Below are 16515 nucleotides of genomic sequence, written 5' to 3'. Positions count from 1 at the left end.
ACATGTCCGATATTCTGGAAAAGATCGCCACCTACAAGCGCACGGAAGTCGCCGAACGCAAGCCTGCGGCATCACTGTCGGCGCTGGAGGCACGTATCACAAAGGTCAGCGCACCGCGCGGCTTTCAACGCGCGCTGGTGGCCCACAAACAGCCGCACAGCCTGTCGCTGATCGCCGAGGTGAAGAAGGCCAGCCCGTCCAAAGGACTGATTCGTGAGGACTTCGAGCCGGCTACACTTGCGGCGGCTTATCAGGCCGGCGGAGCGTCTTGTCTGTCGATCCTCACCGATGCGCCGAGCTTTATGGGGCACGAATCGCACTTTGTGGCGGCCCGCAACGCCGTCACCCTACCCTGCATCCGTAAGGAATTCCTTGTCGATGTGTGGCAGGTCGCCGAGTCGCGCAGCCTTGGGGCCGATGCCATTCTGGTGATCATGGCCATGATCGACGACGCTCTGGCCGCCGACCTGATCGCGGCGGCGCACGCCTATGGCATGGACGCTTTGGTCGAGGTGCACGACGCACCGGAAATGGAGCGCGCACTTAAGCTGGCCTCTCCGCTGATTGGTATTAATAACCGCAACTTAAGAACTTTTGATGTCGATCTGAAAACGACCGAGGACCTGTCGGCCATGGTCGGACCGCAGCACGTTCTGGTCGCCGAAAGTGGTATCTTTACGCCGCAGGACGTGGCTCGGCTCGAAAAAACCGGGGCCACAGCCATGCTGGTCGGCGAAAGCCTGATGCGGCAGGGCGATGTCACTCAGGCGGCGAAGAATCTGCTCACGCCCGCTTGACAAGACTAAAGAACGCATACAGAACACTTCGCACAAGTTCATGACTTGTTCACCATTCATGCGCTAAATATTGCCATGTCCGGGGACAAACTTTTGCAGCGGGTGGACCTATGCTGACGACCAAACAACGCGAACTTCTGATGTTCATTCATGAACGCATCAAGGAAACGGGAGTGTCTCCGTCCTTTGATGAGATGAAGGAGGCGCTGGATCTGGCGTCGAAGTCGGGGATTCACCGGCTGATCACGGCCCTTGAGGAACGCGGCTTTATCCGGCGCCTTGCGCACCGGGCCCGTGCTCTTGAAGTGATCAAGCTACCGGATCAGGCAACGACCGCCGCTCCGCCGCGCGGGCGTCAGGCCTTTGTGCCGCAGGTGGTCGAAGGCACCCGCCCCGCCGCCCCGGTCCCAGCGTCCAAGCCCGCTAATGACGAAGGCCGCGAACTGCCGCTGCTGGGCAAGATCGCCGCCGGTGTGCCGATCGAGGCGCTGGGGGCTGAACGTGACCGTATCCGCGTGCCGGAAATCTTCGTCGGTTCCGGTGAGCACTATCTGCTGGAAATCGAAGGCGATTCGATGATCAATGCCGGTATTCTTGACGGCGACTATGTGATCATCAAGAAGTCGGATTCGGCACAGTCAGGCGAAATCGTCGTGGCTCTGGTCGATGGCGATACGGCGACCCTGAAGCGCCTGCGCAAGAAGGGCGCGTCGATTGCCCTTGAGGCGGCCAATCCGGCCTATAAGACCCGCATCTACAATGCCGATGAAGTGGCCGTTCAGGGCAAGCTGGTTGGTCTGATGCGCCGGTATCACTAAAGCGCGTCTTGTTTAGCGACGGTTGCGCCCCATATCGCTCTTGTGGAGGATGATATGGGGTTTTCCGTTCTTTATGCGATACTCATGGCCTATGGCGTTGCCATTTTATTTCCGGAAACCCGGATAGGTCACTACCTTAAAGGTCTTCTGATCGACCGTCTCGCCATGTGGCTGAACACGCTGACGTGGTCGAAAGTGGTGTTCGCAGTGGCCTTCGTCACTACTGTCGTGTCCTTCGCCCCGGCGTTTCCGGCTGATGTGGTGTTTCTGGTCGCCGCAGATACCGCCGTCTATGCCGAAATTGCGGCTATTCTTATGCTGAGCCAAGTTTTCAGCCATATCCGAGCGTTTCCGCACCGGGTTAGACTTTGGACAAACCATAGGATCGTTCAGCCTCTGCGTTTGGCTATAAAAGGAGCCCGTCAGCACAGATCCAGACCGTCACGCAAGGCGGGATTGGATAAGACAGATGCGGAAGACCGAACGGCGGGCCTAGAGCCTTCGTCGGCTCAGTTGAACCGGCGAATGGCTCTAATTTTTTGTAACGCCTCATGTTTTTTCCGAAAAGTGGTGTCCACTTTTCGGCATGAGGCTCTAATGTACCCATGGCCTCTGACCTCTCAAAGGTTTGGCGGCTTGAATGTGCCAGCTTTTCAATCCTGACCGGGTCAGTTCCATAGCCCCCAAGCGCTCGGAGTCTGAGGCGGTAATGCGGTTGACCCCGGCGCAGTTGGCGGGCCATTCGGTTACCTGAGATCGCAGGACGATCAGATCAGCGGATTGGCACAGGGCCTCGACCTGTTCGGACTTTGGAGCTTTGCGGCAAAGGAAAAGCCGGGGCGGTAAGGCGCAGTAGCCGTGGGCAGGCAAATATAGCTTTTGCACACATAGTCCTGCGGCCCCCTTTCAGGGGCGTCGTTCAGCGCGTAATGTTTCAGCCAGGGTTGATAGCCATACTGGCGCAACTGACCCGCAGACTGTAGGCCGCGCCCTTGACGCGGATCGCCGCATTGCTGCCTTCGGCCTCCAGCCAGATATCCGGTGCCGTCTCACGCGGCCAGTAGATGACGGCCAGAGCCGCCAGTAACCCGATCCAGCGCGCGCGACCGCGGATCAGACATGTCCACAAGACTCCGGCGGTGGACATGGCCAGAGCCAGATTGGCCGGGGCTGCCACCGTCAACACGGCGCCGGGCAAATCTGTCACAAAGCCCACGATGGCTGCGATTACACAGGCCCTGCTGCGCCACACACAGAAGGGGGGCTCCCAAAGGCGTGGCACTCAATACGGTGCGCAAAGCCAGCGCCGGCATAACGATAAAGCCGGTGATCGGGGCTTCGATCAGATTGCTGAGCAGGCCGTACATCTGGGCGCGGCTGAAATAGAAGACGCCGAACGGGGTGGTGGCCGACCCGGCCACCGTCGAAGCCAGCACTGAGACCTTCAGTCCGTGCCACAGGCCCTGCCAGCCGTGCACCCACCACGGTACGTCCAGTTCACGCACAGGATTGCGCGACACTTCGGCCAACGCCAGAAGCGCCGCCGTGGCGCAAAATGACATCTGAAACCCCGGTTCCAGTACGGCTTCGGGCATCAGCAACAATACGATAATGGCCGCTATGGCCAGGGCGCGTAAACTCAATGCGCTGCGATCAAACACAATGGCCCCAAAGGCGACCCACGCGACGACAGCAGCGCGGATGGCCGGGGCTGGGGCCCCCGACAACGCCAGATAAAGCGCCACTGCTATTATACCTAATACCGCAGCCCACTTCTTGATCGGATATCTCAGCTCGATCGGTGGCGTCAGGGCCAGCAGGCCCCGGCAGGCGAAGAAGGCAAATCCACCCACAATCGCCATATGCAGACCGGAAATAGACAGAATATGCGCCAGCCCCGAATCACGCATGTCTTCAACCAGTTCAGGGGCCAGAAAGGCCTGATGCCCTGTCACCATGGCGGCGGCAAATCCGCCCATGCGCGTATCCTGAACCTGTCTCATCAGACGCTTCGTCACCGCCCAGCGCAAGTGATTGAGCGCCACGATCCGTTGCAGTCGTGCCGGCAAGGGGGGCGTCTCTAGGGTACGGATGCGGCCGGGTGCAAAGCCCACGGCCCCCACCGCATCGAACCACGCCGTGCGTGCATAGTCGTACCCACCCGGAATACTCGGCCCCGCCGGTGGGTGAAGGATGGCGAGCACAGAGAGGGCCTGACCGGGGGCCAGATCCGGCGGCAGGGTGCGCAGGCTCAGACGCACGCGGATAGGTGTCTGTTCCGGGGCGACGCCGGACAGTTTTAGCGGCGCCAGCAAAAGTTTAGGTTCCGAACTGTCGGTGCCGACTATATCGATAATCACCGCATCGAGATGGAACTGCGTCTGCTGGGACACCAGCACCGGGGCCGCCACGCGTTCGGCGCGCACTTTACATAAGCCTACACCCAGCGCGAACATCACGACGAACAGAAGGCCGTGGCGAACTACAGACGGCCATTGCCACCAGCAAGACAGCCCATAGATACTCCCCGCCACGCCGATTCCCGGTAAAATCCACAGCCAGGGCGGCTCAAAAAGCAGGCTCAAATAGACGGCGCATCCCGCGGCCAGAGCCACAGGCAACCAAAGCACTATACGCCCGACCTGTTGGGCAAGCGCCTGCCGCAAACTCTGCGTCCAATCGACAGACCGGATGTGCGAAAGCCAGACGCGAAGCCGCTGCAATCCCCTACCCCCGTCGCCTCTGCTGAACACATCCCTGACTTACAAAACAAGCCCTTGCGCGGGAGGCAAGAGAGGTGCGAAAATCGCCTTCGCTTATGAAATTAATTTTCATCAGCGATAAAATGATGCACATGGAAGAGACACGACGACTAAAATCGCGTGGCGTCAGGGTTCACAAAAAATTGTTAAGTCAGACAAGTTGAAACCCGATATCCACTGAACTTATGAATACAAACTCCGTTTAAAGTCATATATATACTGAAATTTTCAATCTGCATCCGCGCCCCCGACACCCCCGTAAAAAGGCTGACGAAAGCGTCAATCCATGCCACCCGACGCCTTGTCGCCTTCCTGTCGCGCCGGGACGGATGAAAGAGGCTCTTTTCATTTAGGTTTGCACTTTATATAGCAGGTGCAACGAAAATGCCGTTTGCATTGCACACAAAGATAAGAGGTAAGCACGTCATGACCCAGACACCTCCCGCCAAAGTCACCGTAGGCGACAAGGTCATAGATCTGCCGATCCTGAAGGGCTCGCTTGGCCCGGACGTGATCGACATTCGTAAACTCTATGCGCAGTCCGATGCCTTCACCTACGATCCGGGCTTTACCTCCACGGCGTCGTGCGAATCGAAGATCACCTATATCGACGGCGATCAGGGCGTGCTGCTGCACCGCGGCTACCCTATTGATCAGCTGGCCTCTCAGGCGAACTTCCTCGAAACCTGCTACCTGCTGCTGCACGGCGAACTGCCGTCGGCTGCTGAGTATGAAAAGTTCGAAAGCACCATCACCCGTCACACCATGCTGCACGCGCAGTTCGACCGGTTCTTCGATGGTTTCCGCCGCGACGCACACCCGATGGCGATCATGACCGGCGCGGTTGGTGCCCTGTCGGCCTTCTATCATGATAGCCTCGACATCCATGACGCCCAGCAGCGCGAAATCTCGGCGCACCGCCTGATCGCCAAGATGCCGACCATCGCGGCGCGCGCCTTCAAATACAGCGTCGGTCAGCCCTTCGTGCACCCGAAGAACAATCTGTCCTACGCCGAAAACTTCCTGCGCATGTGCTTCGCCGTTCCGGCCGAAGACTATGTGGTTGATCCGGCTCTGGTCCGCGCCATGGACCGCATCTTCATCCTGCACGCGGATCACGAACAAAACGCTTCGACCTCGACGGTTCGTCTGGCCGGTTCATCGGGTGCTAACCCGTTCGCCTGTATCGCCGCCGGCATCGCCTGTCTGTGGGGCCCGTCGCACGGCGGGGCCAACGAAGAAGCGCTGAACATGCTGCGTGAAATCGGTACGCCGGAAAAGATTCCGGAATTCATCGCTGGGGTGAAGGACCGTCGCTACAAGCTGATGGGCTTTGGTCACCGCGTGTACAAGAACTACGATCCGCGCGCCAAGGTCATGCAGACCTCGGCCTACGAAGTACTGGCCGCCACGGGCCGCGAAAACGACCCGCTGTTCCAGGTCGCCAAGGAACTGGAAGCCGTCGCGCTTAAGGACGACTTCTTCGTCGAGCGCAAGCTGTTCCCGAACGTCGATTTCTATTCCGGCATCACCCTGTCGGCCATGGGCTTCCCGACCACCATGTTCACCGTGCTATTCGCTTTGGCGCGCACCGTGGGCTGGATCGCCCAGTGGAAGGAAATGATCGAGGATCCGGGTCAGAAGATTGGCCGTCCGCGTCAGCTCTATACCGGCGCGACGCAACGCGACTTTGTGCCGCTGTCGCAACGCGGTTAAGCGGTTCGACAGAAACAGAAAAGCCCGCCGGAAACGGCGGGCTTTTTTGCGTTTATCACAGTCCTGAGCGGATGACAGGAACCTGAGTCAGACCTGGCCGGCGGCCTCGATACCCAGACGTGACGCCTCCAGCCGCAGGGCCTTTTGAGCGGCGCTAAATTGCGCCGATCCGCCGCCATCGCAATTATAGAGGATGGCCAGCGTCACCTGCTCGTCGATAAAGCTGCGCAGATGGCCCGTGAAGCCGTTGATGCGTCCGCCGTGTGTGCAGTAGCGGCGGCTGTCTTCGGTGACACCCAGCCCGACACCAAACCCATAGTTCAGGGGCTCATTGCCCTGTCGCTCCCACGCCGGCTTGCCATTTTTAAGCAGAGCCGGTGTCATCATGGCCTCGACGCTGTAGGGCTTAATGATCTGATGATTGAGGAGCGCAGCGTGCCAGCGACACAGGTCTTCGGTCGTCGAACGGATAGCCCCGGCCCCGCGCAGGAAGGTGGGCGAAACGGGCAGGTTGGGCAAAAAGCCGCCACGCGTCGGCGTATAGCCACGCGTCACGGCATTGGTGACCTCACAACTCTGGTCGATGGTCGTATTGGCCATGCCCGCGCGCTCAAACAGGTGTTTGCGGCAAAAATCGGCAAAGCTCTGACCCGATAAACGCTCAACGATCGACGACAGAAGCGTAAAGCCGGAATTGGAATAGGCCCAGCCCATGCCCGGCGCAAAGCGATAGAGCGGCTTTCCCGCGCGGATCAGTTTGAGAATGTCATCGCTGCTGTAATCGCGGGTACGTGCCGCGTCCAGAATGCTATGGTCCTGACGATTGATATAGTCGCTCATGCCGGAGGTGTGGCTCATCAGCTGGTGCAGGCTGACCTCAGCGGCGCGCGGGAAATCCGGCAGGAATTTCGATAGCGGATCATGGACATTCAACTGCCCCTCTTCGGCCAGCAGGAGAATGGCCACAGCTGTGAATTGTTTGGTGATCGAGGCGATGCGCAGGCTCGTCTGCGGTGTGATCGAAACCGCACTGTCGATATCCGACTGCCCGAAACCTTTGGAATAGAGCATCACCCCCTTATGCATCACGCTGAGGCTCAGCCCCGGTGTCAGGCGGGTGTCGATAAGGCTTTGCGCCAGCGCGTCCAGCGTGGGCCAGTCTTTCAGCGCAGGTGCGTCGGGCCCCATACCGGCGGACGCGCCCTGCACAGCCGGTTGAGGGCGCAAGACGCTACCGCCCAGAGCCGCCAAGCTCAGGGCCACCGCCGCACGGCGCGTCATACCCCCCAAAGGATACGAAAATCGGGTCATGGTAAAGGATGTGCTACCGACATCTTAAGCCTGAGTTAACGCCTGAACGGATCACGGGAATATCAGAACGGGATGCTATAGCTGTAGAATTGGGCGAGAATCGGTACGGCGCAAGGGGTATTTAGGCACCCCTCTCCTCACATCTGTGTCAGGTTCAGGTGCTGCAACACAGCTTCGGCCGCGCGGATGGCCGGGGCCGGTTGACCGCGGCCCATCAAGTCAAGAGCGGCGTACTGGGCCTCGGTCTGGGCGGCGCGGAAGGCCGGATCGTCCAGTCTCTGGCTAAGCGCGGCGACCAGATTGACTGTTGTACAGGCGTGCTGGATAAATTCAGGGGCAACCCCTTCGCCTGCCATGATGTTAAACAAGGTAACGTGGGTAAGCGGCGACATGTGTTTGAACAGGAAATAGGTCAGAGGCTCGACCTTATAGGCCACGATCATAGGGCATCCGGCCAAAGCCAGTTCGGTCGTCACCGTCCCCGAACAGGCCAGGGCCACGGTCGCGGCGCGCATGGCCGAGAGTTTATCCGTTTCGTTGTCGATTAGGTGCAGCGGGGCCTGCACGCCGTCCAGACCGTCGCGCACCTGCTCGCGCACCGTATCGGCCACCGGCACAACGAAGACCAGTTCGGGGCGCTGACTCGACAGGGTTTCGATGGTCTCACGGAAAACCGGCATCAGGCGCTTGATTTCGGAGGGGCGGCTACCCGGCAGGACCAGTAGCACTGGGGCCTCACCAATGCCCAACCGCGCACGTAAACCAATGGGGTCGGCGGTGCTGAAATCGACATTCAGGGCTGGATTGCCCACCACGACGGTCTTCAACCCCTCCTTTTCGAAATAGGGCGCGTCCATCGGGTGCAGGGCCAGCAAGAGATCGACGCTCTGCGCCAGCGTTTTGGCGCGCCCCGGGCGCGTCGCCCACACCTGAGGGCCGACATATTTGATCAGAGGCACATCGGGCAGGACAGAGCGAATGCCGTGCGCCACGCGCAGCGTAAAACCCCACGAGTCGATAAGCACTACGGCATCGGGCTTTTCGCGCAACGCCTGCGCCACCGTATCCGCGACACGCAGCTTGACGCGTTTATAGGCCTTCAGCCCTTCGATCAGGCCCAGAATCGACAGTTCGGAGATATCGAACGGGCTCTTGACGCCCAGTTCGGCCATACGTTGCCCGCCGATGCCACAAAAGGTGAGTGGGACGGGTGATTGCCTTTGCAATTCACGCATCAGCCCGGCCCCCAGCATGTCACCGGAGGCTTCGGCAGCGACCAGCATCAGCTTAGTCGGTTTGGGCGGGGGCGGCGTGTCCATAGATGAAAAGTCCCAGTTCGGCGGCGCGGGCATAGACGCGCGCCTTGTCTACGACGAGCAGCGCCCCCGCCTGCCCGACAATTCCACAAAGACCCGCCGCCGCTGCCGCCTCGACCGTCTGCACGCCGATGGTCGGCATGTCGAGCCGCAAATCCTGTATCGGTTTGGGCACCTTGGCCAGCACGCCCTTGCGCCGGCCCTGAGTGCCGATCAGTACCGGCGACAGGGTCGCCACGCGCTTCAGGAGCGCGTCCGTGCCTTCCTGAGCCTCTACCGCCAGCGTGATCCGCCCAGCGACGACCGCCGCCTGTCCGATATCCAGCGCCCCGAGGGCGTGCGCGACGCGGAAGGCCTCTTCCATGTCTTCGCGCGCTTCGGGTGACGGCGCCTCCCCGGCCTGAAGCCCCTCTTCGAGGCACAGTTCCGGATTGGCATCGTGCGCCCCTTCTATGGCATAGCCCTGGCTTTCAAACACTCTGGCAACTTGCCGCAGGAGTGAGTCATCTCCGCCGCGCCCGGCGGCCTGAATGCCCGGCAGGTGCGCCGCCCCGCCTTCGTCGCGTTGCATGGCATCGAAGTCCGGACGTTTGACGTATCCGACCATGCACACGGCACGGCAGCCTTCCTGCGCCAGAGCCACAAAGATTTTCTGGAAATGGCCGACATCAATATCGTGACCGGGATGGGCCGCCAGTTCCGCGTCCGCCAGCCCTTCCAGCCGGATGACACAATAGGGTCGCCCACTCCGTTTAAGGTAACGCGCGATTTCGACCGGCACCAGTCCGCCGCCGGCAATGAGACCGAGCTTGTCCATCACTCGACCGGCAGGCAGATGGGACGGTTAGAATCTTCGCGGATGAACTGAACGATTTCAACGACCTGAGGAATGTCGCTGAAGTTTTCCAGCACGTCGTCCAGACGCTCCTGGAACGTGCCTTCCGGCGCAAACATCATGCGATAGGCCGTGCGCAGCGACAGGATGAGGTCGCGCGAGAAGCCGCGACGCTTCAGCCCCACCAGATTGAGACCTTCCAGACGCGCGTGATTGCCCCACACCGAACCGTAGGGGATGACGTCCTTGGTCACCATGGCCGCGCCGCCGACGAAGCTGTAGCGGCCGATGCGCGCGAACTGGTGCACGCCGCACAGGCCACCCAGAAACACGAAATCGCCGACCTTAACGTGTCCCCCCAGAGAGGCATTATTGGCCAGCACCACATTATTGCCGACGACGCAGTCGTGCGCCACGTGGCTGCCGACCATGAACAGGCAGTCATTACCGACCGTCGTCACGCCCCCGCCCTTGACCGTGCCGGTATGCATGGTGACGTGTTCGCGGATCTGATTGCGTTCACCGACGACAAGGCGGGTATCTTCGCCTTTGTGCGCCAGATGCTGGGGTGAGCCGCCCAAAACCGCAAAGGGATGTACGTAACAGTCGGCGCCGATTTCCGTATGGCCTTCGATGACGACACTGGCTTGCAGGGTTACGCGGTCACCCAGCACGGCTTGCGGGCCGACAATACACCACGGGCCGACGCTGACGCCCTCGCCCAGTTGCGCCCCTTCATGGATAATAGCCGTCGGGTGGATGCTCATTGCGGTGTCTCGACCACCATGGCCGCGAATTCACATTCGCAAACGATTTTATTGTTCACAAACGCTTCGCCGCGGAACTTGAACACATCCCCGCGGTGACGCGTCACTTCGACGTGCATCCGCAACTGATCGCCGGGACGCACAGGGCTGCGGAACTTCACGCCATCGACGCCCATGAAGAAGATGGTCTTGCCTTCGACGGAGACATCCAGCGACTTCGACATCAGCACGGCCCCGGTTTGCCCCAGCGCCTCGATGATCAGCACGCCCGGCATGACTGGATTTTCAGGAAAATGACCGTTGAAGAAGGGCTCATTGAACGTGACGTTCTTTATGCCCACCATGCTCTTGTTCTTGATCCAGTTTTCGCCGCGATCAATCAACAGAAACGGGTAGCGATGCGGAATCCGCTTCATCACTTCCTGATAGCTGATGTCGATACCGGTTTCGGGTGCCCCGCCTTCCGGCACCTCGCCGCCTTGATCCGTGGTCATTCTGCTCTTAGCCCTTATCCTTGGTGGCGGCCTTGCTCAGCCAGGCCGTCTCGCGCAGAAACTGCCGCGACGGCTTGGCGGGGAAGCCCGACCACATCTGTCCCGCAGGGACGTCTTTAAACACAACCGCACCCGCAGCCACCTTGGCCCCGGCCCCGATATCAATATGGTCGATCACGCCCGCGCGACCTCCGAACATGGCTCCATCCCCCACTTGAACGGAACCCGAAAGCCCGGAATGGGCCGCGACGATGACGTTACGTCCAAGTTTAACGTTATGGGCGATCTGAACCATATTGTCGATCTTTGAAGCCTCACCGATGACGGTGTCGTCATAGGCCCCGCGATCAACGCAGGTTCCTGCACCGATGGAGACATGATCCTGAAGGACGACACGCCCCAGTTGGGGCACGTCAATCAGGCCTTCGTGATCGCCCGAAACACCAAAACCAGCCTCGCCGATTCGCACACCCGACGCCAGATGCACGCCATCACCGATCAGGGCGCAGTAGATCGTCGCGTGCGCCCCGATGTAACAATTACGTCCGATCTGACACCCCGGACCAATCACCGTGTAGGCTTCGATGTGCGACCCGCGCCCGATCTCAGCCCCCTGACCGACAATGACCCCTACTCCTAATGTCACGCCGTCTTCGATACGGGCTGTGGGGTGGATGGCCTGAGGCCCTTCGTGGCGACGCGGTCTGTACAGCTTTGCCGCCAGTCGTGACCACGAGGCCTGCGGTGAGCGGGTGACAAGCGCCAGGGTTTGCTCAGGCACATGGTCGATATCCGCTTCGTGGACGAAGGCGAAACCGGCGCGCGTGCGGCGCAGGTTTTCGAGATAGCGACGGTCACTGAAATAGGCGACATCGCCCTGCCCCGCCACCGACAGCGGGGCGCAGCCGTTTACACGACGTGCCGTCAGGTCTGCACCCGACGACACGGTAGCAAAGGCCAGACCGAGAACGTCATCAAGGGCGATTTCGGAGGCAACATCAAAGAATCTTTGATCGGGCATGCCCTGCGAATCCTCCTCACCAGGCGACAGGAAAAACGACTAGAGCAGTCGTCGGCTAAGTTGAGCCGCCGAGTGGCTCTAATTATTTCTAACGCCTCATGTTTTTTTTCCGAAAAGTGGTGTCCACTTTCGGTATGAGGCTCTAAAAGTCGCATATAGCTCAAAAAAACAGAGCCTTGTCCAGCTATGCGTGCGCACATTTCGCCGGACAAGGCTCACTCAATGTTTACAAAGTTTTCAGGGCCATTCAGAGCGGCCCCAAAACTTAACCGCCTTGCTGGGCGTCCTGCTCAGCCTTGGCCTTCAGCAGCTTTTGACGGTCAGCTTCCGGCAGAACGACGCGCTTGATGTCAACCGCGACCTTGGAGTCGTCGAGCTTCTTGATCACGTCACCGGTGATGTCCATAGCCGGATTGGCGAACAGAACGGCCTTGCGGTCAACCAGCATACCGCAGTTCTTGCTTTCGTAGGTCGCCGACAGTGCCGGAGCGACCAGTTGCGCCACCTTCACATTGGCGTCCTGCTCGGTACGGCCCAGTTCCTGATTGACGATGAACGCCTTGTCCTGGAAGGCCTTGACCTTACCCATAAAGGCCTGAGCCAGAGGATCGAACTTGTCCTTGGTCAGGGTCTTTTGTTGAGCGGCGAGGCCAGCGCGCTCTTTTTCCAGCGCCTGGGCATCGGGCTCAAGCTCGGCCTCGGCCTGCTGATTGATCTGTTGGAGGCGCTGAGCGGCGGCCTTGGAAACGGCAGCATTGGCCATCACGGCTTCGTTCGAATAGACGCAGACGCCGGCGATAACCGGGCCCGGCTTGGTTTGGGGCTGAGCCGGAGCCGGGGCCGCGGCGGGTGCCGGGGTCTGGGCAACAGCGACCGAGGTCAGAGCAGTGGCCGACAGGGCGGCGACAGTGAGAAGAATTTGCTTTTTCATAGCGTGGAAACTCGTTCGGTGGATCTTGTGGGAGGATAAATTAAAACTGTGTAGATTGTGAGAAACGGAAGGTCTCGGTCTTATCGTAGTCTTCGCGCGACAGGATCTGGCTGATATCGAACTGGATCGGCCCCATAGGCGACTTCCAGCGGATGGTCACCCCCGCCGAAGCGCGCAGCGACATGTCATCCTTGATATAGTCCAGACGTGTACCGGCCGTGCAGTTACCGAGCGTCGCCTGAGTCGCGCTGCAATATTTCAGACGGTCATCGATGCCACCGAGCGTACCGAAATCGACGAACAGAGCGGTTTTGAGGCCGTACTGCTCGGGCAGACCGTTGGGAATGCCCAGTTCGACCGTACCGATGGCGTAGGTTTCACCACCCAGTGCGTAGGTCGAGTTGGTGTCGCGCGGACCGATACCGGCATTTTCGAAGCCGCGGAATGTGGTGCCCCCCTTGAAGAAACGGTCGTTGATGCGAACGGCGTCGCCGCCCACGGGCGTGATGTTACCAGCTATGCCTTGCAGGTGCAGAACCATATCCTTGCGGAAGCCATGATACCAATGGCCTTCAAGCTCGGAGCGAACATAGCGCGTGTCACCGCCCAATCCGGCGAAATCCTGACGCAGAATGGCTTGCCAGCCGCGCGTCGCCAGCACGTAGTCATTACGGCGATCAAACGACAGGGTGTAACCGACGCTGGAAGTCACGCCGTTGCCGCAGCTATATTGCAGGGCGTCACATTCCGACGAACCCGAATAGGTCAGTTCGTCGCTGCGCAGGTTATAGCGCAGACGCAGGATGGAATAGCCGTTCAGGCTGTAGCCCAGACGCAGACCCGCGCCGTTCGTCTTCGACGAATAGCTCACGCCCGAATAGTTGTACGAGCTGGAGAACAGGTCGATACCCGCCGAGACGTCACGGCCCATAAACCGCGGCTCGGTGAAGGACAGATCGACGTTTTTCTGGATCGAACCCAGCGACACACGCGCCCGCACGTTCTGACCACGGCCACGGAAGTTGCGTTCGGTGATGCCGACGTCGAGGATGAACTTTTCATAGGAGGAGAAGCCCGCCCCGAAGCTCAGTTCGCCGGTCGGCTGCTCGGTGACCTGTACCTGAATATTGGTGCGGTCGGGCGCCGAACCCGGTGTTTCCTTGATTTCGACGTCTTTGAAGAAGCCCAGCGCATTGACGAACATCTTGGAGCGTTCGATCAGGGCCTTGTTATAGGCGTCGCCTTCCGACACCAGCATCTCACGGCGCACAACGCGATCGAGCGTGCGGGCATTGCCGACGATGTCGATCTTGTCGATATAGACGCGCGCGCCTTCGCGCACGTTGAAGGTCACATCGACCGTCTTGGTTTCCGGATTACCTTCGTCGCGCGGACGCACGTCCACAAAGGCGAAGCCCGCCTGCCCCGCCGCATAGGTCAGGGCATCGACTGATTTTTCAATCAGGTCGCTTTCATAGAGCTGGCCCGGCTGGATCGGCAACATACGTTGCAGGTTCTCGCCGTTCAGCTTTTCGTTCTCGGTCTTCACCACGACGCGGCCGAAATTGTACTTTTCGCCTTCGTCCAGTGTGTAGGTGATGACGAAATCCTTGCGGTCCGGCGTCAGTTCAGCCACGGCCGACACAACGCGGAAGTCGTAATAGCCGCGGTTGGTGTAAAACTTCTTCAACTGCTCGCGGTCGTAATCCATACGATCCGGATCGTAGTTGTCGTTCGAGGAGAAGAACTTCCACCACAGGGACTTCTTGGTTACGACGACGCCCGCCAGTTCGTTATCCGAGAAGGCCTTGTTGCCAACGAAGTTGACGTTTTCGACGCCGGTTTTAACGCCTTCGTCGATTTCGAAGATCAGATCGACGCGCTTTTGCGGCAGTTCGACGATCTTCGGCGTCACCGTAGCCGAGATGCGGCCTGAGCGGCGATACAGTTCGATAATGCGCTGCACGTCCGCCTGCACCTTGGCCTTGGTGAAGACGCCACGCGGACGGATCGTCACTTCATCGCGCAGCTTGTCCTTGGACAGGGCGCTGTTACCCTCAAACACCACCTGATTGATGATCGGCGCTTCGACAACGCTGATGACCATTTCGTTGCCGTTCATGACGATCTGCACGTCGGAGAACAGTTCCGTGCGGTAAAGCGTCTTCACCGACTGGTCGATCAGAAGGTCATTAACCGTCTGCCCCACCTGAACGGGCAGGTAGGAGATGATGGTAGCGGCATCGATACGTTCGTTGCCTTCCACCTTGATTCGCCCGATCACAGCGACCTGTGGGGCGGGGGCCGCAGGCGCTGCCTGAGCGGCGGGGCTTGCTGGGGCTTCCTGCGCCAGAGCGGGAGCGGAGGCCGCCAGAAGCGCCAGCAGGCTGACGCTGACGGTCCAAGCATGTGTCTTGGAAGTGGTGGAGGCAGGACTATTCATGGAAAGGTTTCGTTCCGCTTATATGTATGGCCGTCACGAACGGAGGCAAAGGACGGGAAATATCTCCCGATCTGCGCCGGTCATGAAAACAGACCCCCGAAAAACTTGGTAAACCCAATACGGTTAAGGTCATTCCATGTAGCGAACAACATCAAACCTAACAAGGCCACAAGTCCAAATCTGTATCCAAGGCCCTGCACGGTAGCGCTGAGCGGCCGCCGCGCAATGGCCTCATAGGTATAAAAAACCAGATGGCCGCCATCGAGCACGGGGATCGGCAACAGGTTCACAAACCCAATACCGACTGATACAAAGGCCGCCATCTGCAACAGGGTGAGCAGCAGACTGAAGGCCATCTGTCCCGGCGCCGCTTTGACGCTGGCGACTTCGGCAGTCAGGTCGCCCGTCGCCTTGGTCATTCCGATTATGCCCGAAAGCTGATCTCCGTTTTCTTTTCCGGTGAAAATACGGCCAATATAGGTCAGGGTCGTGTCAAGTACGCCGATCGTTTTCTGCGTCCCCAGCCATAGGGCCTCGTGGGGCCAAGGCGTGTGCGGCTCTCCATCACCAATTTTGACCGCCAGCACTCCGGCATAGGTCGGTACATGCTGCGATACCTCAGCGATCAGACGCCGCTCCGGGGTAACTGTCAGACGTACAATCTCACCATCACGCCGAACATCCACCGCTGTCGGCTCATTGCCACGCATCCGCACCAGCATGATCACGTCTTCAGAGGTCTTGACCTCACGGCCATCGATGCGGACGAATTGATCTCCGACCTTGAGGCCTGAACGGGCACCGGGGCCGTTGGGCTCCGAAAAGCCCATGACGGTTCCAGGCGCCATGCCCTTGCCCACGATCATGAAGACCGCGGCAAAAATGATAATAGCCAGCACAAAATTGGCCACCGGCCCGGCCAGCACGATCAGAAAGCGCTGCCACACTGGCTTGAAGTGGAAATAAGCCAATTCCGCGCCCGGCCCTTCGCGCTCACGGATAGCGCGGCGGGCCTTTTCCAATTCTTCGGCGTCGGGTGACATTGAAGACACATGTTCGTCGCAAGAAAATTTCACATAACCGCCTAAAGGCAGGGCACTCAGACACCACAGCACGCCATTCTTGTCGCGCTTGGACCAGATGACGGGGCCGAATCCGACAGAGAAGCGCTCGATCTTTGTTTTAAACAGGCGGGCGACGCTGAAATGGCCGAGTTCGTGAAAGGTCACGATCAACGAGATCACCAGTAGAAAAAGAGGTATGGCCAAAATATAAAAGATCATTATCGTCCGTACTTTATCCCG

At 59.4% G+C, this 16515-nt stretch carries 14 protein-coding genes; 4 read left to right on the top strand and 10 right to left on the bottom strand.

Going from position 1 to position 16515, the window contains the following annotated elements; translation table 11 throughout:
* The first annotated feature begins 2 nt into the window (after positions 1-2).
* The 3 genes from trpC (at position 3) to ASTEX_RS19445 (ending at position 2278) form a co-directional block, all read left to right on the top strand.
* Positions 3-797 carry an indole-3-glycerol phosphate synthase TrpC gene (gene trpC, locus ASTEX_RS14215; protein ID WP_013480324.1) on the top strand — a complete coding sequence of 265 codons (795 nt, stop codon included), beginning with the start codon at positions 3-5 and terminating at the stop codon, positions 795-797.
* Between the two features lie 110 nt (positions 798-907).
* On the top strand, positions 908-1615 hold the full coding sequence (gene lexA, locus ASTEX_RS14210; RefSeq protein ID WP_013480323.1) for a transcriptional repressor LexA: 708 nt from the start codon (positions 908-910) through the stop codon (positions 1613-1615).
* 54 nt (positions 1616-1669) lie between these two features.
* Positions 1670-2278, top strand: a complete 609-nt coding sequence (locus ASTEX_RS19445) for a hypothetical protein (protein ID WP_013480322.1) — start codon at positions 1670-1672, stop codon at positions 2276-2278.
* 386 nt (positions 2279-2664) lie between these two features.
* Here ASTEX_RS19445 and ASTEX_RS14200 read toward each other — a convergent pair whose 3' ends face one another.
* Positions 2665-4338: a ComEC/Rec2 family competence protein gene (locus ASTEX_RS14200; RefSeq protein WP_168148156.1), complete on the bottom strand. Its 1674-nt coding sequence runs from the start codon at positions 4336-4338 to the stop codon at positions 2665-2667.
* A gap of 465 nt (positions 4339-4803) precedes the next feature.
* Here ASTEX_RS14200 and gltA point away from each other — a divergent pair, with 465 nt between their 5' ends.
* Positions 4804-6093, top strand: a complete 1290-nt coding sequence (gltA, locus tag ASTEX_RS14195) for a citrate synthase (RefSeq protein ID WP_013480321.1) — start codon at positions 4804-4806, stop codon at positions 6091-6093.
* Between the two features lie 87 nt (positions 6094-6180).
* Here the strand turns inward: gltA and ASTEX_RS14190 are convergent, their stop codons facing one another.
* The 9 genes from ASTEX_RS14190 to ASTEX_RS14150 all read right to left on the bottom strand — a co-directional run bounded on the left by ASTEX_RS14190 (position 6181) and on the right by ASTEX_RS14150 (position 16479).
* Positions 6181-7404: a serine hydrolase domain-containing protein gene (locus tag ASTEX_RS14190; RefSeq protein WP_144004744.1), complete on the bottom strand. Its 1224-nt coding sequence runs from the start codon at positions 7402-7404 to the stop codon at positions 6181-6183.
* Between the two features lie 137 nt (positions 7405-7541).
* Positions 7542-8723: a lipid-A-disaccharide synthase gene (gene lpxB / locus ASTEX_RS14185; RefSeq protein ID WP_013480319.1), complete on the bottom strand. Its 1182-nt coding sequence runs from the start codon at positions 8721-8723 to the stop codon at positions 7542-7544.
* Positions 8692-9537, bottom strand: a complete 846-nt coding sequence (locus ASTEX_RS14180; RefSeq protein ID WP_013480318.1) for an LpxI family protein — start codon at positions 9535-9537, stop codon at positions 8692-8694. Before ASTEX_RS14180 ends, lpxB begins: the two co-directional genes overlap by 32 nt.
* The gene (lpxA, locus tag ASTEX_RS14175) at positions 9537-10322 is read right to left on the bottom strand and encodes an acyl-ACP--UDP-N-acetylglucosamine O-acyltransferase (RefSeq protein ID WP_013480317.1); all 786 of its coding nucleotides are present in this window, start codon (positions 10320-10322) and stop codon (positions 9537-9539) included. Before lpxA ends, ASTEX_RS14180 begins: the two co-directional genes overlap by 1 nt.
* Positions 10319-10816 carry a 3-hydroxyacyl-ACP dehydratase FabZ gene (fabZ, locus tag ASTEX_RS14170; RefSeq protein WP_013480316.1) on the bottom strand — a complete coding sequence of 166 codons (498 nt, stop codon included), beginning with the start codon at positions 10814-10816 and terminating at the stop codon, positions 10319-10321. The genes lpxA and fabZ overlap by 4 nt, the downstream gene beginning before the upstream one ends.
* A gap of 7 nt (positions 10817-10823) precedes the next feature.
* Complete coding sequence (gene lpxD / locus ASTEX_RS14165) at positions 10824-11837, bottom strand: UDP-3-O-(3-hydroxymyristoyl)glucosamine N-acyltransferase (RefSeq protein WP_013480315.1); 1014 nt, start codon at positions 11835-11837, stop codon at positions 10824-10826.
* Between the two features lie 265 nt (positions 11838-12102).
* A complete protein-coding gene (locus ASTEX_RS14160) occupies positions 12103-12768 on the bottom strand; it encodes an OmpH family outer membrane protein (protein WP_013480314.1) in 666 nt (221 codons plus the stop codon).
* Positions 12769-12808: 40 nt separating this feature from the next.
* Positions 12809-15211 (bottom strand): outer membrane protein assembly factor BamA, encoded by a 2403-nt coding sequence (gene bamA / locus ASTEX_RS14155; protein ID WP_013480313.1) that lies wholly within the window; start codon positions 15209-15211, stop codon positions 12809-12811.
* Positions 15212-15291: 80 nt separating this feature from the next.
* Entirely contained in the window at positions 15292-16479 is a 1188-nt protein-coding gene (locus ASTEX_RS14150) for a M50 family metallopeptidase (protein WP_245532572.1), read from the bottom strand.
* Positions 16480-16515: the final 36 nt, after the last annotated feature.

Origin of the sequence: Asticcacaulis excentricus CB 48 (genome assembly GCF_000175215.2) — a bacterium.
Taxonomy (GTDB): domain Bacteria; phylum Pseudomonadota; class Alphaproteobacteria; order Caulobacterales; family Caulobacteraceae; genus Asticcacaulis; species Asticcacaulis excentricus.
Note: the sequence above shows the minus strand (reverse complement) of the source record. Positions and strands in the feature narration are given on the sequence as shown.

Excerpts from the sequence above, each read along its gene's own strand:
- trpC (WP_013480324.1), top strand. The coding sequence starts at position 3 with ATGTCCGATATTCTGGAAAAGATCGCCACCTACAAGCGCACGGAAGTC.
- lexA (WP_013480323.1), top strand. The coding sequence starts at position 908 with ATGCTGACGACCAAACAACGCGAACTTCTGATGTTCATTCATGAACGC.
- ASTEX_RS19445 (WP_013480322.1), top strand. The coding sequence starts at position 1,670 with ATGGGGTTTTCCGTTCTTTATGCGATACTCATGGCCTATGGCGTTGCC.
- gltA (WP_013480321.1), top strand. The coding sequence starts at position 4,804 with ATGACCCAGACACCTCCCGCCAAAGTCACCGTAGGCGACAAGGTCATA.
- ASTEX_RS14190 (WP_144004744.1), bottom strand. The coding sequence starts at position 7,404 with ATGACCCGATTTTCGTATCCTTTGGGGGGTATGACGCGCCGTGCGGCG.
- lpxB (WP_013480319.1), bottom strand. The coding sequence starts at position 8,723 with ATGGACACGCCGCCCCCGCCCAAACCGACTAAGCTGATGCTGGTCGCT.
- ASTEX_RS14180 (WP_013480318.1), bottom strand. The coding sequence starts at position 9,537 with ATGGACAAGCTCGGTCTCATTGCCGGCGGCGGACTGGTGCCGGTCGAA.
- lpxA (WP_013480317.1), bottom strand. The coding sequence starts at position 10,322 with ATGAGCATCCACCCGACGGCTATTATCCATGAAGGGGCGCAACTGGGC.
- fabZ (WP_013480316.1), bottom strand. The coding sequence starts at position 10,816 with ATGACCACGGATCAAGGCGGCGAGGTGCCGGAAGGCGGGGCACCCGAA.
- lpxD (WP_013480315.1), bottom strand. The coding sequence starts at position 11,837 with ATGCCCGATCAAAGATTCTTTGATGTTGCCTCCGAAATCGCCCTTGAT.
- ASTEX_RS14160 (WP_013480314.1), bottom strand. The coding sequence starts at position 12,768 with ATGAAAAAGCAAATTCTTCTCACTGTCGCCGCCCTGTCGGCCACTGCT.
- bamA (WP_013480313.1), bottom strand. The coding sequence starts at position 15,211 with ATGAATAGTCCTGCCTCCACCACTTCCAAGACACATGCTTGGACCGTC.